20 protein-coding genes and 1 pseudogene are annotated in these 19,801 nt (G+C 64.1%); 10 read left to right on the forward strand and 11 right to left on the reverse strand.

What is annotated here, in order from left to right; all coding sequences use genetic code 11:
• The coding region (locus DEU38_RS08510; RefSeq protein ID WP_147283481.1) for an SMI1/KNR4 family protein at positions 1-293 on the reverse strand (293 nt) is incomplete at its 3' end.
• Between the two features lie 268 nt (positions 294-561).
• Between DEU38_RS08510 and DEU38_RS29060 the strand changes: the two genes are divergently transcribed.
• On the forward strand, positions 562-696 hold the full coding sequence (locus tag DEU38_RS29060) for a hypothetical protein (protein WP_258557743.1): 135 nt from the start codon (positions 562-564) through the stop codon (positions 694-696).
• Between the two features lie 27 nt (positions 697-723).
• A pseudogene (locus DEU38_RS08515) lies at positions 724-872 on the forward strand (zinc finger domain-containing protein); the annotation flags it as partial.
• 229 nt (positions 873-1,101) lie between these two features.
• Here DEU38_RS08515 and DEU38_RS08520 read toward each other — a convergent pair.
• Positions 1,102-1,611: a hypothetical protein gene (locus tag DEU38_RS08520; RefSeq protein ID WP_114720042.1), complete on the reverse strand. Its 510-nt coding sequence runs from the start codon at positions 1,609-1,611 to the stop codon at positions 1,102-1,104.
• Between the two features lie 632 nt (positions 1,612-2,243).
• Positions 2,244-2,387 (reverse strand): hypothetical protein, encoded by a 144-nt coding sequence (locus DEU38_RS28330; protein ID WP_181818708.1) that lies wholly within the window; start codon positions 2,385-2,387, stop codon positions 2,244-2,246.
• A gap of 885 nt (positions 2,388-3,272) precedes the next feature.
• On the opposite strand from DEU38_RS28330, the gene DEU38_RS08530 reads away from it, so the two are divergent.
• On the forward strand, positions 3,273-3,653 hold the full coding sequence (locus DEU38_RS08530) for a hypothetical protein (protein ID WP_258557763.1): 381 nt from the start codon (positions 3,273-3,275) through the stop codon (positions 3,651-3,653).
• A 407-nt stretch (positions 3,654-4,060) separates the two neighbouring features.
• On the opposite strand, the gene DEU38_RS08535 is transcribed toward DEU38_RS08530, so the two are convergent.
• Positions 4,061-6,013 (reverse strand): DUF6924 domain-containing protein, encoded by a 1,953-nt coding sequence (locus DEU38_RS08535; protein ID WP_181818709.1) that lies wholly within the window; start codon positions 6,011-6,013, stop codon positions 4,061-4,063.
• 848 nt (positions 6,014-6,861) lie between these two features.
• Between DEU38_RS08535 and DEU38_RS08540 the strand changes: the two genes are divergently transcribed.
• On the forward strand, positions 6,862-7,950 hold the full coding sequence (locus DEU38_RS08540; RefSeq protein WP_114720049.1) for a hypothetical protein: 1,089 nt from the start codon (positions 6,862-6,864) through the stop codon (positions 7,948-7,950).
• On the opposite strand, the gene DEU38_RS08545 is transcribed toward DEU38_RS08540, so the two are convergent.
• Positions 7,937-8,773 (reverse strand): TnsA-like heteromeric transposase endonuclease subunit, encoded by an 837-nt coding sequence (locus DEU38_RS08545; protein ID WP_220181890.1) that lies wholly within the window; start codon positions 8,771-8,773, stop codon positions 7,937-7,939. The genes DEU38_RS08540 and DEU38_RS08545 overlap by 14 nt on opposite strands.
• 50 nt (positions 8,774-8,823) lie before the next feature.
• Here DEU38_RS08545 and vanH point away from each other — a divergent pair, with 50 nt between their 5' ends.
• Genes vanH through DEU38_RS08570 form a run of 5 tightly spaced genes read left to right on the forward strand, consistent with a single transcriptional unit; the run spans position 8,824 to position 13,310 of the window.
• Positions 8,824-9,876: a D-lactate dehydrogenase VanH gene (gene vanH, locus DEU38_RS08550; RefSeq protein ID WP_114720434.1), complete on the forward strand. Its 1,053-nt coding sequence runs from the start codon at positions 8,824-8,826 to the stop codon at positions 9,874-9,876.
• The gene (gene vanO, locus DEU38_RS08555) at positions 9,873-10,913 is read left to right on the forward strand and encodes a D-alanine--(R)-lactate ligase VanO (RefSeq protein WP_114720051.1); all 1,041 of its coding nucleotides are present in this window, start codon (positions 9,873-9,875) and stop codon (positions 10,911-10,913) included. Before vanH ends, vanO begins: the two co-directional genes overlap by 4 nt.
• Positions 10,910-11,518, forward strand: a complete 609-nt coding sequence (locus tag DEU38_RS08560; protein WP_063856778.1) for a D-Ala-D-Ala dipeptidase VanX-O — start codon at positions 10,910-10,912, stop codon at positions 11,516-11,518. Before vanO ends, DEU38_RS08560 begins: the two co-directional genes overlap by 4 nt.
• 32 nt (positions 11,519-11,550) lie before the next feature.
• A complete protein-coding gene (locus tag DEU38_RS08565; protein ID WP_147283483.1) occupies positions 11,551-12,159 on the forward strand; it encodes a hypothetical protein in 609 nt (202 codons plus the stop codon).
• Positions 12,159-13,310, forward strand: a complete 1,152-nt coding sequence (locus tag DEU38_RS08570) for a glycosyltransferase (protein WP_114720055.1) — start codon at positions 12,159-12,161, stop codon at positions 13,308-13,310. Before DEU38_RS08565 ends, DEU38_RS08570 begins: the two co-directional genes overlap by 1 nt.
• On the opposite strand, the gene vanS-O is transcribed toward DEU38_RS08570, so the two are convergent.
• Both vanS-O and vanR-O read right to left on the reverse strand, forming a co-directional pair.
• Positions 13,243-14,325, reverse strand: a complete 1,083-nt coding sequence (gene vanS-O, locus DEU38_RS08575) for a vancomycin resistance histidine kinase VanS-O (RefSeq protein ID WP_309473092.1) — start codon at positions 14,323-14,325, stop codon at positions 13,243-13,245. The genes DEU38_RS08570 and vanS-O overlap by 68 nt on opposite strands.
• 10 nt (positions 14,326-14,335) lie before the next feature.
• Entirely contained in the window at positions 14,336-15,028 is a 693-nt protein-coding gene (vanR-O, locus tag DEU38_RS08580; RefSeq protein ID WP_077043363.1) for a vancomycin resistance response regulator transcription factor VanR-O, read from the reverse strand.
• Between the two features lie 752 nt (positions 15,029-15,780).
• Between vanR-O and DEU38_RS28335 the strand changes: the two genes are divergently transcribed.
• Positions 15,781-16,233, forward strand: coding sequence for a hypothetical protein (locus DEU38_RS28335; protein WP_181818710.1), 453 nt, complete (start codon positions 15,781-15,783; stop codon positions 16,231-16,233).
• A 609-nt stretch (positions 16,234-16,842) separates the two neighbouring features.
• Here DEU38_RS28335 and DEU38_RS08595 read toward each other — a convergent pair.
• The 4 genes from DEU38_RS08595 to DEU38_RS08610 form a co-directional block, all read right to left on the reverse strand.
• Positions 16,843-17,376, reverse strand: coding sequence for a hypothetical protein (locus DEU38_RS08595; RefSeq protein WP_147283484.1), 534 nt, complete (start codon positions 17,374-17,376; stop codon positions 16,843-16,845).
• A gap of 218 nt (positions 17,377-17,594) precedes the next feature.
• Positions 17,595-18,581, reverse strand: coding sequence for a hypothetical protein (locus DEU38_RS08600; RefSeq protein ID WP_114720063.1), 987 nt, complete (start codon positions 18,579-18,581; stop codon positions 17,595-17,597).
• A gap of 170 nt (positions 18,582-18,751) precedes the next feature.
• The gene (locus DEU38_RS08605; protein WP_114720065.1) at positions 18,752-19,309 is read right to left on the reverse strand and encodes a GtrA family protein; all 558 of its coding nucleotides are present in this window, start codon (positions 19,307-19,309) and stop codon (positions 18,752-18,754) included.
• 141 nt (positions 19,310-19,450) lie between these two features.
• Entirely contained in the window at positions 19,451-19,690 is a 240-nt protein-coding gene (locus DEU38_RS08610; protein WP_114720067.1) for a hypothetical protein, read from the reverse strand.
• Between the last annotated feature and the right edge of the window lie 111 nt (positions 19,691-19,801).

A 19,801-nucleotide genomic window follows, 5' to 3' on the forward strand; every position in this document is an offset into this window, starting at 1 on the left:
AGCAGTCCGAGCATCGGTCCGGCTCCGCCGTCGCCCACCCGGGTGATCCACTCGCGGTAGTCGGCCGGAAGGCCGACGCCGAGCCGGTTCTCGAATGCCGCGAGCACGTCCGGGTCCGCGGGAGCGGCGTGCTCGTAGCGATGCACGGCTGCCCCGTGGATGTGGCAGCTGTAGCCGATGACCTCCCGGTCGCCGAGCGGGACGACAGTGGTCTTCAGATCGGCTGCTCGTAGTCGGTCGAGGCCGGTCAGGATCTCGGCGATCCGGTCCGGGTGCGTTTGCGCGTGTTTCATGCTCACATCCTGACGGATGCGACGACTTGCCTCTGAGTTCGGTGACACACCTACATTGACAGGCGCGTCCGACCACGGTCAAAGTGCACAGGCTACTTTGACGGATCTCGGGAGAGTCGGCGAAGCCCGTCGATATAGGTGTACCGCCGGATCGAAAGGTGGTCTGCTACGCCATGACCCCACAACCGGCTCGTTCACGGACCGCACAGCAACGGATCCCACTCCTGGCCGATTGCATCGCGTCGACACGGCGAGAGACGATGCGCCCGTGAGTATCTCCGACAAGAAGGCTACCGACCTCAATGCACTCGCGGACGATGGCGAACAGAACGTAGAAAGTGCATCTCGTCCAATCCCGTACGTGCCCAAGTCGCTTTCGGACATCGATCTTCGCCATGTGTGACCACCGCTGAGAAGGCTGCGGTCATACGTCAACGGGGCATCCGGGTACTCGAGCACTCCCTGAACGCCTACGGGCGCGCCGGCAAGCCGTGCCCGCGTTGCGGCCCGCCGATGGTGCGGGAGACCTTCATGAACCGCGGTTCGCACTTCTGCCCGAGGTGCCAGCGACGGCGCTGACGCTCGTGTTCGATGCCGGGAAGGATGTCGAGACTTGGCGCGTGAGCGCAGTCGCTTCTGGCTCTGTGGCTCAGGTCTACGTCAACGCGGAGTGAGCGAGCGATCGGCGTGTAGCGCGACGTGAACGTGTCCGTGGCTTGCAGGCGCTGATGCTTGACGCCGGAGCGCCTCGGGTCGCGGTGGCGTCCCGGCGGATCTCAGCCTCGAGCGGATCCGGATGAGCTGTGGGTCAGAGACGGGCAGGTCTCAGCGGCTCAATGACCTGGGCCTCGGAGCGCTCGCGCAGCTTGAGAAGCGCCTCGTCAAGGCTCGAGCCGAGCAGGTGGAGGGTGTTCATGCCGCGCGATTCCCACACCGGAAACTCCTCGTCGGCATTGCGGCTTGCGACGTCCCAGAGGAGAAGGTCGCCGTTCTCGCTCCAGCCGAAGACCTCGAGTCGTTCGGCGAGGTCCCAGCTACCGTCGGGCTCGATCATCCAGCCGAATTCCTCCTCTTCGCCGTCGCGGAAGACCGCGTGGAAGTGCTCGGTGAGGTTCGCTGCACGGGCCCGCCCGTCTGCGAAACCGGGTTGCACGGGCGGGTAAATGAGCCACAGGCCGAACGTGCGGGCCCAGCCGCAGGAGCGAACAAACTCGCGGTAGCTCTGGGGGTACCCGCCGCCGTCCGGGAAACGGAACGAATCGAGTGCCTCGAAGTCGACATGCTCGAACGAGGGGGATTCAGGCGCGGGGACACTCATGACTCGATTATGGTCGGATTGCTGAAGCCACGCCCCTGGAGCCAGATGGAGTGAAGGCGGCGACCGTCAGTCCCACACCACGAACACGACGCGTTCGTGTCCGGACACTGCAGAGATCCGGCAGCACTCCTCGCCCGACATCGGACGCCAGTTGACAGTAGACATCGCAGGTAGAGCCCAGGATCGCGTCGAACCGCGCTAGTTAAACCAGCGTCGCGTTTCGCTAATCTTCGCTGCAAGTCGACAGGAGTGTAGGTTCCGGATCTACTTGTCCGCGCCACCTGGGATTTCCGAGATCTTCCGCGACACTTGTCCACGAAATTCCGTGCGAAGATGTCCCTTTCCACAGCCCTGGTCCGAGTCGAAGCCAGGTCATCGCGGCCAGGCTGACTCTTGGTCTCCACCGTCACCTTTTCGCAGCCCAAGTAGCGCGTAATTCGGGGGACACTGCCCCTAGAAAAGGAGGTGACTGACGATGGGTGACACCTTCTGGTTCCTCCCGTTACCGTATGAGACCCTGCGATGGCCGGCCGCGACCTATCCGTGCCTGGTCGACTTCCAGCGCAGTTGCTTCCCTGGGTAACGCACAGGCGGGCCAGCGAGGTTTGGATTGCTGGCCCGCTGTCATGCTCTCAGTTGTTGGTGACGACGATGTTGTCGCCGACCTGGCTCGGGTTGGAAAGGATGCTGGCGAGGACCGGCGCGAACTTGACGTAGCGGAATCCGTTTGTATCGACGCCATTCACCATGCCGACGATCTTCGTGGTGCCGTACATGTAAGCAGGACCGCCCGAGTCACCACCGTTGGACGAACCACACGATCAGATCCGGGTCGCATTCTGCGAGCAGCCCGAGAATCCGCTCGGCTTCGGAAACCGCCGGGTCGACGCACGGCACGGCGTCGGCTGCGGTGGACGTCGGGGTGACGGTGATGGCGAGACAGTATTCGCTGTCGGAAGCTCGAGCCGGAGCCGCGTAGACAGCTATTTCCACTGGTAGGTGGAGTGGATGTCCATCCAAATCTTCTGTTCGACCACCTCCGAGGTCTAGCCTGACCTGACAGGGTCGGGACGGTCAGGCACCCCCGGGGGTTTGCACATGATCCCTAATGGCTGGAAGTGGGGACTCCCCTTGCAGCGGGAGTGGCGTCGCACGATCTGGGCCGTGATCCCATGTGACCTCGGCGGACACTGCACCTGATTGGAAGTGAACTCGGATGGACCCATACGGGATTTGGTTCGGCCCCATCGGCAACCTGTTGGACATCGTGAACTACTGGCTGACCTACGGGCACCTGCCCGGCTGAACGCCTGGAACAACGACAGCGGGCCAGCATGATTCGATTGCTGGCCCGCTGTCATGCGCTCAGTTGTTGGTGACGACGAAACTTCAAATCCATTGAGAGTGCACTCGATTCAAGAATCCGGAGTCGGCTCGCTGGCTTCGCGGGGTGACGGCCTGGTTCTCATGCTTGGTCTGGGTCGTAATTTCAGCTAGATTCTTGGGCCGCCTGGGGTTGCGCTGCCGGGTGTAGGTGCGTTCCATCTGCTCGAACGGTGCAACACGGCAGCGAGTAATAGAGTGACGAGACCTGGCCCCGACTGTTCTTGGAGGTCGCCGTAATCGATTTCCTGCGCCGATCGGTCGCCTGCGCGGCCATCGTGGCCGGTTCGGTTCTGGCGCCGGCGGCCGTCGCCTCCGCCGCGGCCACCGTTCCGTTCCAGATCGACCCGGCGCCGTTCGGAAACCCGAACGGCAGCTTCGACGTACCCGCGTTTCGCTGCGTGGCCGTGGTCGGCGAACAGCCCGGGACGGTGACGATCACCGGCCCGAAGGGGGGCCGGTGGGGATGTCTACTTCCGTCAAACGTGCACTGGCTGAACCTGTCTAGCGGAGCCTCCGGCTCCGCCCAGATGTCGGGCGGCTTGGACGGACGCCCGGCAGCGGTCCTGCCGACCGGGACCGGGCAGGTTGTCGTCGCCGTGGTAATCGATGGCAGCACGATCATCACACCGGGCGTCGCAGCCGTCTACGTTCCGTAGACGACTGCCCCGCGGGCCCGGGAGGACGCGCTGGTCTCCACTCACCAGGTTCGGAGACGCCCGAACCGACTGACTTCGTAACGGCTTTCGCGATGTGTCTCAGGAACCCGCCTCATACTCCTCACGTCCTCTCGACCGCGGAACAGTCCCTCGCTGACCAGAGGAAGCCCGAAGCTATCGATTCCGGCCGCCGGAGGCCGGCTGGCCCGAACCGATCTGCCGGAACCGGCCTGAAACTCCTGGCCGAAACTGGTTCACCCGAATCCTCGAACCCGATTTACCTGCCACCGGGCGCTGTCCTGTTTGACGATGGTCTGTCAGGACGGTGTGCGACGGTTCAGGACCGGCTGCGGCCCGGGCCGCAAAGCGCGAGGCGCATCGGCTGGTGCCTGGGCCGTGGTCATCGTTCAGTCCTCGCCTGGGCCGACTACCCGCAGCCCCTCGGGTGGCACCTCCCGGACGAGGAACTTGTCGTCGACGTCGGTCACGATGGCCACATAGAACACTGGCCGGCCGTCGATTTGAACGTGGCATCCGATGTTGAAGCCCAGGAGTCGGGGGATCCGCTGGAGGACTGGTTCGCCGCCCACGATGTCGCCGTCGGGGTGCAGCCGTGCAGCTTCGGCCAGAATGGCTCGCTGCACGACGTCTCGGTCGATCAGGTCGTCGTCATCGGTCAGCATCGAGAACGATATCGGTTCAGTGCATACGAACGGCACCTCGAGCTTCATCGGTTGCGGCACTCCGTCCTGTGGTGCGGGAGGGACGTAGGGTGCGAACGTGATGCGGTATGCCGCGATCGGTCGATGGGAGCCACGGTCGATGACGAACGTCCAGTAGCCGTTGTGTGTCGGCACGGTACCGCGCAGCGCTGGTCCCCCGTTCGAGGTCGCGCCCAGGAACTCGTCGTAGCCGAGAAGTTCAGCGTGCGTTCCATGTTCGGTGTCGCGGGTGTGAGCATGAACCTCGGCCAGTTCGACCTCGAACAGTGACACCGGATAGCGATACTTCCGCCCGGCGATCTGGGCGTGGAACTCCCTGAGGGCGTCGGTATCCAGATCGTCTGCGATCCAGTGCGCGATCTCGCGTGTGGTCACCTCCTCGATGGGATGGGCGGGTTCCGGGAAACCACGAAACACCCCGTCCTCGTCGGCGCTGTCCGCGAAGGATTCGAAGTCCATGTTCGCGATCGACAGGTTGTTCTCCACGCCACACATCTCCGAGGGAATGACGCGGAAGGTTCTTCCGCGAGGCCGTTCCGGTTCGTCGGGCCCGGTGTAGACGGTGACGATGGGCATCTCGGGGTTCTTCACCGTCTCGGCGTCGACGAGAAACACGTAGTAGGGCGGCGGTTCGCCGATTGCCTCGAGAAGTCCGTCGACGGTCAACCCGTCGTACTCCGGGTTGTCGATGCAGGTGAGGTATGCGGCGAATTCGGTGTCGCCTCCCTGCGGTACCGGAGCCATGGCTGCGACGGCAATGTCCCGCCAAGCGGCGTCGTCGCTGAAATCTGTACGGATGAGCAGTGACTCGTCCTCGAGATGGTCGGTAAGGACTCGTCCCGTTCCGAAAGTGGCGAGCACCTCCGCTTCGCGGCGATCGTGCTCCTCGATGGCTAGTTCGGCCGTGATATCAGCGGGATCGCGATCAGGTGGGTCGACTGGAACGATCGAGTCCACGATCCGAGCACAGTCGTCCCGGTTGATCTCCTGGTGGCTGCGGATTTCGTAGGTCCAGTCACCGACGGACCGGCGGTAGCGTTCCGGTGTTGAATCGTTCGGCCACTCGGCCTTCGGCTCGCCGATCGCTGTCACCCAGCGACGCAGTGTGAACTGTGGCGTATACCCGCTGATCGACAGACTCAGTTCGCCGGTGCGGGCAATGCCGGATTGAGGCTGCACGTTTGTCGTCATCGGCAGCCACGTCGGAAGCGCCTGAGGAATCCCGGCCAGGACGCGCTGACGTTCCTCGTGCTCGCGATGGAATCTCGCGATGTCATCCTCGGCCGGGCGTGACGGGCCTGTCCATGTGAACAACGTAGGCTCGAATGCGTCGTCCAGACTCGGGTTTTCGAGCTCCATCCAGTCCTCGCCTCGCTGCCACCGCACAGCGATACCGAGTTCCGCGTCGAACACATAGGTGACCGTTTCATTCGCATGCTGGTCTAGGGCGCTCACCTCCCAGCCGTCGCGGCCACGAACGCGGACTGCTCTGGGTGCACTCGGTCCGACGAATCGTTGGTCGTCGAACCCGCGAGTTGTCTTGGCAGGAAACACGTCGTAGGCGCGTAGAAGAAGGGACGGCGAGCCAGTCCCCATGGTTGCGTACATGGTGTCGGGGGACTTGACGGCGTGGACCATCGTGCCGTCCTCATCGCGCGACCATCTGTCGGTGGTGTTCTCGATGAAAGTGGGCTCACCGGAATCATTCTCGTAGCGCCAAGCTTCCTCAGGCGCGTGCCACACGCGTTCCCGAGATCCGTCTGGCCGGTGGACCGTTCCGCGAGCGGTCCGTCCCATCGTGCCGTAGTTCGAGCCTCGGACCCGTTCCCACGTCGCCGTCATGATCGGAACGTACCCGACGGTATTCTTCGTCGTTTATTGGCGTCCGTACTGCACGCTACAGGGCGACCTTCGAGCTACAGGAGCGATGATCTGCCGCACCTTCGGTCCGAGGAGCACGCTGCCCGCATCCGCTCGCTGGGACTCCCGGAGGTAGTCGTGCGCATCGCCCTCGAGGGGGGCGAGACCGTGCACCCGGTTCCGCAGAACCTGGCCGACTCTGCTTGGGCGCCAGCCTGGTCGAGGCCCTGGATCTTCTGCTCAACGACAGGACGAGTGGCACCTGCCCTGCGCGAAGCACCGCCGCGATCGCGGCCGACGCCGTCGAATCCGGGGGAGGCAGAACGAGCGGCTCCCGCTTCCCACCGACAGCAGGTGGTGAGACGGCTCGGGCCAGGAGCGAACGGCCGTTGCGAACGCCGGTCAGCAACATCGCTCGCCGGATCGCTGCCCGAACGGGCATCCGCTCAGCCCGGGCCACTGCCTCGTCGGGTGGGAAGCGGGCGCCGTCACCTACGCGCCGCCGTGCACCGGACCGGCGCCGCAGCGAGAGCGGTGGGCGAGCGGTTTCTCAAATCGGCCGCCACAAAGCGGACCGGCCGGTACGGTCATGCGGCATTGCTCCTCCACAGACAGGACATCTTCGTATGAAGCGCACCACCCGACTACTCGCGGGAGCGTTCGCCGCCCTGGCCATGACCGTGGGGCTCACCGCCACGACGACCAACACCGCCGCGGCGGTCGGCACAGACGCAAGTCCACGGGATTACCAGCCGTACGATCCGGCCACAGTCAGCTCGGTCCCCATCGCGTATCCCGGCATGTTCATCGATTTCACCGGCGACATGAGTCCCAGATCTCCCACAGATACCGCGTTGAAATACTACGGTAAGTACTGCACGCTCGGCGTCGTCGGAACCGATTCGGCAGGCCGAAAGATCGGAATCACCGCAGGTCACTGCAACGAAGCGCAACTGGTACCGGACCCCGCGAATCCTGGACAGCTCAAAAAGCCCGGACAAGACGCGAACCTGGAACCGTGCACCAGCCAGGCGGCCTGCGTCAATCCGGACTACCCCAAATACCCCGGTGTCAAACCCGGCACATCCGTTACGAACAACGATCACCCCGTCTACGACTTCAATGCCGTCAAGTATGCGCAGAAGAACAATAAGCCACAGGTGAACCCCATCGGATGGGTCCGTTGGGTAGATGCGAATGGCCTCCTGAAGAACGGCGAGCAGAACCTGGAGACAACCACCGACTACATGGTCATCGAGTTCGCCCCCGAGGTCCAGCTGTCGAGTCAGGTGAGGGACAAGGACGGCAATGCCGCTCGCCAGTCAGGCGGGGGTCTCTTCAAGGTCAATTCGATCTACAGCGGTGCCGGCGGGGCTCCTGCCCTGCCTCCGATTGCCATCGGGCTCAATACTTCCACCTGGATCGAAAACTACGGCGCACGCTCTGACCGCACCCCCGACATCTTCTCGGTCGGGGTTAATCGAGGGGCGGTAGGCGCGGTCAACAACGGCATCATCCGTTCCTACGCCGCCAATAAGAACGGCGATTCCGGCGGGCCTGTTGTTATGAACGGCACCGGCAAGTGGGTCGGAATCACATTCAGTGCGGTTCCCGGACTTGTGTCGCCGTACAGCTCCACGTCCGCCAAGAACATCCTCGACAACCTGAACTCGCGCAACGACGTCGGCAGCGGCTTCGTCATCACCAACAACTGACATCTAGTGTCGCCATGAGCCCCGCAGGACCGCGTCCGGGCCTGCGGGGCTCGTCGCTGTAGCGGCGGCGAGCTGACGACTGTGATGTTCGCGGTCGTCGTCGAGCCGGGCGAGCCTGGATGGGTCTCGCCGGTTCGGGCACCTCAACGAGGCCCTGCCACTTCGGCCTTCTTCGATATCCGTGCAGCCACAACAGATTGAGTCGTTCGACCTCCCCAAGACCCGTGAAGATCTCGTATCGCCATCCGACAGCCGCACACGCCGAGCGGGTTTTGTCCGCCTGCAAGGTGAACTTTTCATCCAGCCGCCGCGGATTCCGCACATCCCACAGGGTTACGGCGCCATCAGCATCGGTAGACAACAGGTCCGGCACGTGACGGAACTTGCGCGGCTCCGTCCAGCGCAGCTCAACCGGTTGCGCAACCAGCCAGGTGATCGAAGACAGCCGATCGAGTCTGCGCAGCAAATCGTGCTCAAGCCCGGACTCGAGCGCGAGGTGCCCACCCGTGGTGGTCGAGAAAGCGGTCGACGGCAGCGATTCGGTAGATCGGCTCGCTAAAGTAGCGTCGCGTTTCGCTAATCTTCGCTGCAGGTCGACAACAGACAGAAGAGGCTCCGTCGGGGAGTACGCCGCAGCCCGCGCAGACGTAGTGCTCGTCAAGGCCTCCCGCGGGGCCCGCCTTGACGAGGTCGCCGCCGCGCTCACATAACTCGTGAGCGCGAGCTTCTTCAGGCTACGGCGCCGGCGCGGACATCTTGCCGCTGTTTCGTTCCGCGCATGCCGCTTCCGAACGCAACCCCACGGGCGGCATATCGTCCGCATATCGAAAATTGCATACGCGCTGGCAACACCGCGTTGTCTTGACTTTCGGCATGTCCTACAGAGACCTGGGTTTGATCGACAGCGAAGTGATCGCGGAGCGACGCGTCCGAGCGCTCGACGATTCGTCACCCTCGGCCGTCCCGACCACTGGGGTCAGAGTTTTCGGATGCGGTCACGACGAAGCCGTTTTGTTCCGCGAGATGGGACCCCGCCTCGGGATAACGCCAAGCATCACCGAGGAAGCGGTCAGTGAAACCAACGCTGAACTGGCGCGTGGCAACCGATGCATCAGCGTGAGCCACAAGACGCAGATCGACAATTCCACGCTGCTGGCGCTGAGCCGAGTCGGAGTGGAGTACATCTCCACCAGAAGCGTCGGGTACAACCACATCGACGTGGAATTCGCGGCGAGCATCGGCATCTCGGTCGGCAACGTCGACTACTCGCCCGACAGCGTGGGCGACTACACACTGATGTTGATGCTGATGACCGTACGCCACGCGAAATCAATTGTCCGCCGTGCTGATACGCATGATTACCGGCTGAATGACACGCGCGGCAGGGAGCTGCGCGACTTGACCGTCGGGGTGGTCGGAACAGGGCGCATCGGCACAGCAGTCATCGACCGGCTGCAGGGATTTGGCTGCCAAGTGCTGGCACATGACAGCGGGCCTCACGCCTCCGCCGACTACGTTCCGCTCGATGAACTGTTGCGGCAGAGCGACATTGTCACGCTCCACACTCCACTCACCGCGGACACACACCATCTCCTCGATCGCCAACGCATCGACCAGATGAAGCACGGCGCGTACATCATCAACACGGGTCGCGGACCGCTGCTCGATACCGAGGCCCTCCTCTCCGCATTGGAGAGCGGCCGGTTGGGCGGCGCGGCGCTCGATGTCGTCGAAGGAGAGGAAGGGATCTTCTACGCCGACTGCAGGAAAAAGCTCATCGAGAACAAGGCCCTGGTGCGGCTACAGCGCCTGCCGAATGTGCTGATCAGTCCGCACTCCGCCTACTACACAGACCACGCCCTGAACGACACCGTCGAAAACAGCCTCGTCAACTGCCTCAACTTTGAAAGTGGGAGAACAGCATGAGCAGATTGAAGGTCGGGGTCATCTTCGGAGGGGCTTCCGAAGAACATCCCGTCTCCATCAAGTCGGCGCGAGAGGTGGCAAGAAATCTCGACACGGAGAAGTACGAACCGTTCTGGATCGGCATCACGACCGGCGGCGAGTGGAAGCTCTGTGACGGCCCCGACGCGGATTGGGAGAATCGCAGCGCCCGTCCCGCCGTGCTGTCACCCGATCGAAGTGTGCACGGCCTGCTGGTCATGGAGCAGGGGGGCTACGAAACCGTGCGCCTCGACCTCGTCTTCCCCGTACTTCACGGCAAGCTCGGCGAAGACGGCGCGATCCAAGGTCTGTTGGAGCTCGCCGGCATCCCCTACGTCGGCTGCGACATCCAGGGCTCGGCTGTGTGCATGGACAAGGCCCTGGCCTACATCGTGGCCAAGAGCGCGGGAATCGCCACGCCGAGCTTTTGGGTTGTCGCGGAGAACGAGAAGGTCGACGCCGATCACCTTCGCTATCCGGTCTTCGTGAAGCCGGCCCGTTCGGGTTCATCTTTCGGCGTCAGCAAGGTCACCCGAGAAGACGAGCTGCCGAACGCGCTGAGCGCGGCGCGACAGTACGACTCGAAGGTCCTGATCGAAGAAGCCGTGGCCGGCAGCGAGATCGGCTGCGCGGTCATGGGTGAACTATTCGGCCTGATCACTGGGGAGGTGGACCGCGTCGACCTCTCGCACGGATTCTTCAGGATCCACCAGGAGGACTCACCCGAAACCGGATCGGAGAACTCGACGTTCATCGTTCCCGCCGACATCTCCGACGAATCGCGCCGGCTCGTCCAAGAGACCGCCAAGGCCATCTACCGCACCCTGGGCTGCAAGGGACTTGCCCGCGTTGACATGTTCCTCACCGACGACGGACGGGTGGTCCTCAACGAGGTCAACACCATGCCCGGCATGACGTCGTACAGCCGGTACCCGCGGATGATGGCCGCCGCGGGACTGCCGATCTCCGACATGATCGACCGGCTCATCTCGATGACAATGCACGGGAAGAAGCGATGAACGACGACTTCGTCTACGTCGACGACTGGGTGCCCGGAGTCCGCTGGGATGCCAAGTACGCCACGTGGGACAACTTCACCGGCAAACCGGTAGACGGCTACCTCGCGAATCGAATCGTCGGCACCCGGGCTTTGTGCGCGGCCCTCGAGCAAGCACGCGAGAAGGCAGCTTCCCTCGGCTTCGGATTGCTTCTCTGGGACGGCTACCGTCCTCGACGCGCCGTCGACAGCTTCCTACGCTGGTCAGAACAGCCGGAGGATGGCCAGACGAAGCAGCGGCACTATCCCAATATCGACAGACCCGAGATGCTCGAAAAAGGATACGTGGCAACCCAGTCGGGCCACAGTAGGGGCGGCGCCGTTGACCTGACGCTCTATCACCTTGCGACCGGTGAACTTGCTCCTATGGGTGGCGACCACGACCTCATGGACCCGATCTCACATCATCGAGCACGAGGAATCAAGCCAATCGAGTCCAAGAATCGTGAGCTTCTTCGTTCCATCATGGAGGACTGCGGATTTGATCGGTACGACTGCGAGTGGTGGCACTACACGCTGAAACGCGAACCATATCCAGATGTCTACTTCGACTTTCCGATCACGTGATGGGTCTCCATTGTGTCTCGCAGTGGGGGCGTTTGGCGAACAACGACGAGGTCGTGATGCGGCGCACCGGCCCATCGGGGCTGGAGGTCTTCTTGCGACACACCGATCCATCGAAACTGTACGACTGGGCCTCCGACGGATACCCCTCGAGCGAGGAGTACCTGTTCTGGTCCCGCAAGGTCTGCGGCTTGGCGTGTCTCCAGTCGCTGCTCCACGGCTGGACTGACGTCCGACTGTCGATGGGCGAACTCCTTGCGCTGGCCGTCGAGTGGGGTTGCTATGTGGTGGAGCCTTCGGGCAAGGTCCACGGCCTGCTCTACAGGCCATTCATGGCGTGGGTCAGCACACAATTCGGATTCGACTGCCAACTGGTCGAGCACACCCCGATTCAGGTATCGGCCCGAGAGCTGCGGCCCGGGCAGGTCATGATCGCTTCGGTATCACCCGAGATTCGCGATCCCAACACCTACGAGCCGCGACGAGGAGGCCATCTTGTGCTGATCTATGCAGTCGATGATGGAGTGGTGCGGTTTCATAACCCGTCGGGCTACTCCCACAATTCAGACTCTGCATCGCTGCCCATGCATGTGTTCGAGCGGTTTCATGCCAACCGAGGAATCTTGGTCAGAGGGGCATCGTGATGCTGGCTGGCGAACCCGCACCGCGCGTCGTTGTCGCGGGCGGCCATTCGGCCGGGCACATAGAGCCCGCAATGAACTTCGCCGACGCGCTGAGCCTGCTGGAGCCCACGGCCGAGATCACCGCGCTCGGCACTGTCCGTGGCCTGGACACCACGCTCATCCCTGCCCGCGGCTATTCGCTCGAACTTATCCCGCCCGTGCCACTGCCGCGCAAGCTGAGCCGCGACCTGCTGCACACGCCGGGCAGACTGCGCGACTCCGTCCGGGCGACCGGAGCCGTACTCGACCGCGTGCGGGCCGAGGTCGTGGTGGGCTTCGGGGGCTACGTGGCCATGCCCGCTTATCTTGCCGCACGCCAGCGGGGAATGCCGATCGTCGTCCATGAGGCGAATGCCCGGCCTGGAGTGGCGAACCGACTGGCGGCCCGGATGACGACCCACGTATTTACCGCCGCGCCCCGTGTCCACCTGGCTCACGCCAGCGCGATCGGCATCCCGCTGCGGCCGGCGATCACCAGGCTCGACCGGGCCGCGCTGCGCGAGGCGGCTCGGCAACGGTTCGGCCTGCGCCTGGACGAGCCGGTACTGATGGTCACTGGCGGTTCGCAGGGAGCTCAAGCGATCAACGCCGCCGTGGCCGGCGCTGTAACAGCGTTGCGGGCGGCCGGCGTGCAGGTGCTGCACATCACCGGGCCACAGCGCATGGTCGAGCCGCCCGACGGCGACCCCGGCGACCCGCCCTACGTCGTCGTCCCGTACGTCGATGAGATGCAGTACGCCTACGCCGCAGCCGACTTCGCGATCTGCCGCTCGGGGGCGATGACGTGCGCCGAACTCGCCGCTGTCGGCTTACCGGCCGCCTATGTGCCGCTGCCGCTGCGCGGCGGTGAGCAGCGCTTGAACGCCGAGGCGGTCGTTGCTGCCGGCGGGGCAGTGATCGTCGACGATGCCGATCTCAACGCAGGATGGATCGAGACCACTCTGATCCCGCTGCTCGCCGATACCGAGCGGAGAGCGGTGATGTCGGCTCATGCGTTGGCAGCCGGCGCACCCGACGTGGGTTCGCTGCTGGCCCGGCACGTGCTTACGGTCGTCGCTGAGCGGCGGGCAGTCGCACTGCGACGGAGAGCCCGCCGGCAGCTCGGGGGCTGAGCGTGAGGGATCCGTCGTGTGCCTGAGTGATGCTCTTGACGATCGCCAGGCCAAGGCCCACCCTCGCATCGTCCCCGCGGGTGCGAGCAGTGCCGCGCTGAAACGGCTCGGTGAGTGTCGAGACCAGCTGTGGACTGAGCTTGTCGCCGGTGTTCTCGACCGTGAGCATGACGGACTCGGAGCCGATGGCGGTGCTGATCTGCACGCTGCCGTGCTCGGGGACATTGTGGACGATCGCATTGTGCAGAAGGTTCGTAGTCAACTGCAGCAAGAGTGCGTGTGAGCCGATGACCGGCGCGATGTCCCCGGAGGTCTCGATGCTGACGCCGTGCTTCTCCGCGAACGGGAGGAGTGTCTCGGCGGCTTCTTCCACGATGAGCGACAGATCGACGTCTTCTCGGCTGAAGGACCGTTGGTCGGTACGGCTGAGCAGGAGCAATGCCTCGGTGAGCTCGATCGCCCGTGCGTTGACAGCGCGGAGGCGTTCGTCGAGCTCGCCGCCGTCGCGGTTCGGATCGTTGCGGGCGACATCGAGAAGGGTTTGTGTGATCGCCAGCGGGGTGCGCAGCTCGTGGGAGGCGTTGGCGGCGAATCGCTGCTGCGCGGCGTCTCTTGCTTCGAGCCGTGCGAGCATGGCGTCGAAGGCATCGGCAAGTTCACGGAACTCGTCGTTGCGTCCCTCCAGTTCGATCCGGTACGACAGCGAGCCACTCCCCGCCTCCCGCGCGGCGCGCGTAATGCGCGCCAACGGGGCAAGCATTCGGCCCGCGAGAATCCAACCACCCACAAGGCCGAACACCAGCAAGAACCCGAGCGCCAAGATCGCTGCTGGGACAAACACCACGGGACCGAAGTTGCTCGGGTCGAAGACCCGGGCAAAGTCGGCCCGATCAGGGAATTGGAAATTCGTGGACCGCCCTCTCAGCAGGAAGACCCAAACCGCCGCAAGGAGCAAGACACCAGCGAGCATGAGGAACCCGGCATAACTGAGAGTGAGTTTGAGGCGAACGCCCAACCCAGGCGCTCTATCCACCGTCGCCCCCGCCTCTGGCGTCCGGTTCGGTATCGATGCGGTACCCGACCCCCGGCACCGTGGCGATCAGCCACGGTTCGCCGAGCCGCTTGCGCAACGTCGAGACCGTGATGCGCACGGCATTCGTGAACGGATCGGCGTTCTCGTCCCACGCCCGCTCCAGCAACTCCTCGGCGCTGATCACACCGCCCTCGGCAGCGACGAGAACTTCGAGCACCGCGAACTGCTTCCGGGTCAGCGCGACGTACCGGCCGTCCCGGTAGACCTCGCGACGGAACGGGTCCAGCTGAAGACCAGCGATCTCCCGCACGGGCGGCCTGCTGTGCGCGCGCCTGCGGTCGAGGGCCCGGAGACGGAGCACGAGCTCCTGCAGCTCGAACGGCTTGGTGAGGTAGTCGTCGGCACCGAGCTCGAACCCGGAGGCCTTGTCGTCCATCCGGTCCGCGGCAGTGAGCATCAGGATTGGTATGCCGCCACCGGAAGCGACGATGCGCTGGGCGATCTCGTCACCGGAGGGGCCGGGGATATCACGGTCGAGGACGGCGATGTCGTAGGCGTTGACGCCCAACAGATCCAGGGCAGTGTCCCCATCACCGGCGATGTCGGCCGCGATCGCTTCCAGGCGCAGCCCATCGCGGATGGCTTCCGCCATGAACCGCTCGTCCTCGACGACCAACACACGCATGCTCGCCATGTTAGGCGGCCGCGTATATCGCCGGCGTATCAAAAATCGCCTTCGGGCTGGCAACAGCGCATTGTCTTGATCGAGCAGTATGGGCCAGACCGCAGCACGACCGAAGACCAGCAGGACTCCCAGACCGACCCTTGTCGGCCTGGTCCTCGTCATCTTCGCTATGACCGTCGGGATCGTCGTAGACCGGTCGGCATCGCCATCGGGGACGACTGGACCTGGTGCAGTGCGGGTCTGAGGTAGCACCAGAGATACGCGGACCGATGCCGATGGCGACATGACTGAATCTGACGGAGCCCTCCCCGACGGCGCGACAGTTGATCGCCTCCCCACCACGGGCGAGGTCTTCTGCGAGGTCCCCGAAGGTGGCTATCTGATAGAGGTCAATGGCCGTGGGTTCGTCAACTACGGCTGGCCCGAACCACTAATCCAGGCGATGTGTGGCGGATCCGGCTGCGGCCCAACGATGGAACCGCACCGCAGCCGGCTCAGATGTGGGACATGCCCGGATACGGGATCCCCGAGGACAGCCCGCTCCCGAGCCCACAGTGGAGTCGGTGGAATCGGATGAGCCGAAGTGGATCACGGTGTCCGGGCCAGGAAGCGTCAGCCGCACGGTCAAACCGTCCGAACTTTGAGCCGAGTCCGCCGAGAGGGAACGTCGGGCATGGGGCGGCGGTGACCCAATCCCCGAACTGCTTGAGTACGACGGCGGACAGCACCTCGCCAAGTACGACCGCGCCCTCGTGCTCGCACTCATCGACATGGACGACACCCGGCTACGCGAGGTCGCGCGATGGTGCGTCACCAAGGCGTACAAGTTCGCCGGCCTCGCCGACCGACCCTGGATCGCACCCGCGTTGGCGACGCTGCACGCCGGTGACCCACTGCCATCGCCGTTCGACGACCCGGCCACAGCATCCGCACACTTCGACGTCGAGTGCCGACGAGAAGCGCCGGACCGTGTCAGTAACAGACAGGGCGTGATCTACTCCATCGGGGAGTTCGACCCGTTCGACATGGGTCCGATCAGCCGTCCCGCGTTTGCGCTCCCCACGATCTTCGCGGCCGCAAAGCCGGACCCGAGGCAGGCCGCGTTCGAGGCGCTCTACGGCGCCTCGGTTACATACCAGGAAGATGCACGCGAACTGCATGGCCAGCTCCGGGCGGCATTCGGGATCGCACCCGGCCAGCCGTAACCGGTATCAGCGAGCCAACGCAACTGGACCGGAGACAACCTCACCTGCTGGTCATTCGGGATGCGTCCGTCTCATCGGATCACAAAACCCCAGGTTCTTGTCTCAACATCTCAACATGTCCGAGTTCTGTCTCAAGATTCGGTGTCTGCGGCAGTGTAGGTTCCGGATCTACTTGTCCGAGCCACCTGGGATTTCCAAGATCTTCCACGACACTTATCCACGAAATTCCGCGCAAGAATGTCCTTTCCCACAGCCCTGGTCCGAGTCGATGCCAGATCATCGCGGCCACACATACTCCCGGTCTCCACCGTCACCCTTCCGCAATCCCAAGAAACCACCATCGCGGCCGCCACAGGCACTCGGTGCCGGTTCCTGCCACCCCTCCGGGTCTCCGGCAGCCCTGCGATCGGCGCAAACATCGGCTTCCGGCTATGGCGTGGCGGCGCGCGCTCGAACCGACGCGCTCAACTCCGCCATCCACATCGTCACCTCGCGCAAACACGAACACTCCGCACCGGCCGTGCGACATCACAGGTCAGTCCTCAGCTGACCAGCACCAGAGCGCCCCGGTCGATGGGCTCGACCGGGGTGGTTCAGCACGGAGGGCCGCTAGCGGACGAGTGCGATGCCGACGCTGGGGCCGCCGTTCGCAAGCCGGACGAGCGGGCTGTTCCACCACGTTTGCGGCGTCGCGTCGTAGGTGAGTCTTTGGTAGGGCTGTGGGGTTGCAGGTGGGCGCACGTTGACCACGATTGGTTCCGCATCCTGGTGGACGACGGCGAAGCGGTCTGGCGCTGTGGCGCCGACCCCGACGAACTTCGTTGTCGGCGAGTTCAGAGCGTCGATTTCATAGACGCGCCGGTACTCGGTCGCGTATGTCGTGCCCATCTTCGATGCGTAGACGGCCACCTCTTGAATGGCCTCGTAGATCGGGAATCCCGCGTTGCGGGCAGCGACCAGTGTCTGAGTGGTCATTCCTTGTGGGGCGGCGCTGTCGCCGGAGGCGAGGCTGGCTGCTGCAGAGGTGATCGGCGCCAGCAGATCTGCGTTCGGTGTGGCTGCTGCAGGCACGGCCCCACCCACGACCGCCGCTGCGGAAATGGCTGCCGCGGCGAGCAACTGCCTCAATCCACGTGCCTTCATGATGATCTCCCCCCATGTGTTGTGGCGTTGAGTGGCCGCGGGAGACGCTAGCGCCCCTCCCCGCTCCTCCCTCTGATGTCTCGTCACGTCGCCTGACTTCATTACTGACCCTCTACCGAAGGAGGGCCGTACCGGATTCTGCGGATGAGTCCTGTTGACGACTGGCGTACACGACAAAAGACCCTCTTCACGGCCTGGACGAGGAAGGTCCCCCGTTGTCAGCTTCCGAACGGGAGGGTGATGCTGCCGGTCCCGGGCTGGGGCGCGGTGGCGTTCACGGGCAGGGACAGAATCTGCCTGTGTCCCGAGTCGGCGATGTAGACGCGGTCGCCGTCGAGGTCGATGCCGCTCAGTCCACGGAAGCCGCTGAACGGCAGGGTTACTGGGGTCGAGGTGCCAGCGGGAACTTTGCGGACCGTTCCGCCCGGTCCGGGCTTGCCGAGAGAGCCGAAACCGCCTTCGTACGTATTCGACTCGTCGACGTAGTACACGTCACCGTCGCGGACGGTCAGACCGGTGAACGTGCTCTCAGCGCCGTACGGGAGGACGGTCGATTCCAGGGCTCCGGCCGGAAGCGTGAACAGTCTCTTCGAGTACATGTCGCTGGCGTAGACGTCGCCGCCATCGACCGCGATCTGGACCGGCCCGCCGTCGAGGCCGCGAAACGGTAGCTCGGTCGGGGTCGACGCCCCCGCGGGCAGTTCGAGGACTCGCTGGTTGAACGTGTCTGCGACGTAGACGTTGCCGTCCTCGACCGCGATGCCCAGCGGCTGGTGCAACCCGGCGAACGGTAGAACCGTCGGCGTCGACTGTCCGGCGGCAAGGAGGAGGACCCGGCCCTGGTCGAGGACGTACACGTTCCCGTTCTCGACTGCGACGGCCCGAACGTCGGTGAGCTCGCCGAGCGGCAGAACGGATGGTGTGGAGGCACCGGCGGGAAGAACGAGAACTTCCTTGGCGGTGTCACTGTTGTTCGCCACGTAGACGGCACCGTTCTCGGCGGCGACACCGACGAGGTAGTTGGCCGTCGGAAACGCGAATGCCGTCTGCCCCGGTACCGGTACCCCGATGTCGAGGAGGAAGGACTGAACGGCCACGCCGGCATCGGCGAGTGGATCCGCCGCTGCCGTCGCCCCCGCTGATCCGATCCCCGCGATGACCACCGCGGCTGCGACGCCGACGGCACACTTCTTCACAACAGCCATGCTTCCCCCTCGGTCAAGTGGACCACCCCTGGTGTGCGTGACGCTAACCGCATGAGCGAGTCATACACCGCCAATGTCGTTGTGCGGTCGTCGATTGTTACCGACCCTTGACCGGTCGGGGCGGGCTCAGCGGCTGTGGTTGACCGCTGAACACCGTGGCCAGCCCACTGTCATTCCGTTTCGCCGGCCCCGCCGATGCGTTCCACTGGTTGTGCGATTTCGTCTCCCGGTGCTTGTTCGGTGGGGCTCTGGTGGGGAAAGACGAAGCGGCGCATTGCCCACCACCGGAAGGCTGTCGCCATGAGTGTTCCGATGATGGAGCCGCTGACGAAGTCGGAGATGTTATCGACGACGAGCGACACGTGAGGCACTCTCAGGTCGAAGACGTATCTCGCAATCCCGAGCGGGATCTGGTTGATTGCGACGCCGATGCCGGCCACGGTGAAGTACAGGGCGGCCTCGTGATGTCGCGGGCGGCGTCCGCGCTCGGCGAAGGACCATTCTCGGTTCAGGACGTACGACAGGATCGTGGCGACGAGGACCGCGAGCACGTTGGCGGTGACGGGCTTGTCGGTGAGCACCGTCCACTTCAGGCCGAAGAACAACACCACTGTCGTCACGAACGTGATGGCGCCGACGACGAGGAATTTGATCATCTCGGCGCGCTCGAGCAGCCGAGCGAGCCAACGATCCGGGATGTGGCCGACAATTCGTTCCGAGAATTGCATCGGGAGGGCACCTTTCGCGGTAGTCGTACGACGAGTGAAGAACCAGCGCCCGTGGAACACCCTGCCAACATGGGGGATCGGATGTCGGCCAACGATGGCCCGCGGTCAGGCGCTGCTCTGGGGCCTCGCGCTCGGACTGGATCAGCTGCCGAACGGGATGTCGATACGTCCTGTGCTGGGGCCGGGCGTGGGCGTCTCGATGGGAAGCGCGAGGGCATGCTTGTTCTGGTGGTCGGTGACATGGACGTTGCCACCGTCGACCGCTATGCCCGCAAGCGCCTGGAAGCTCTGGAACGCAACCACTGCGGAGGGCTGCGTGCCGCCACGGAAGCTCTCGACCGAGCTCACGCCGTAGATCGCGACCCCGGCATCGAACCGCAACTTGTGTCCGCGGATACAGGTTCGGAGATAGCTTCGGCCGACGCCGGCACCCCTACCGCGATCACGACACCCGCGGCCACCCCACCAGCAATCTTCCTACTCAAAGGCACT

The sequence above is a fragment of the Rhodococcus sp. AG1013 genome, from assembly GCF_003350365.1.
Lineage (GTDB): Bacteria > Actinomycetota > Actinomycetes > Mycobacteriales > Mycobacteriaceae > Prescottella.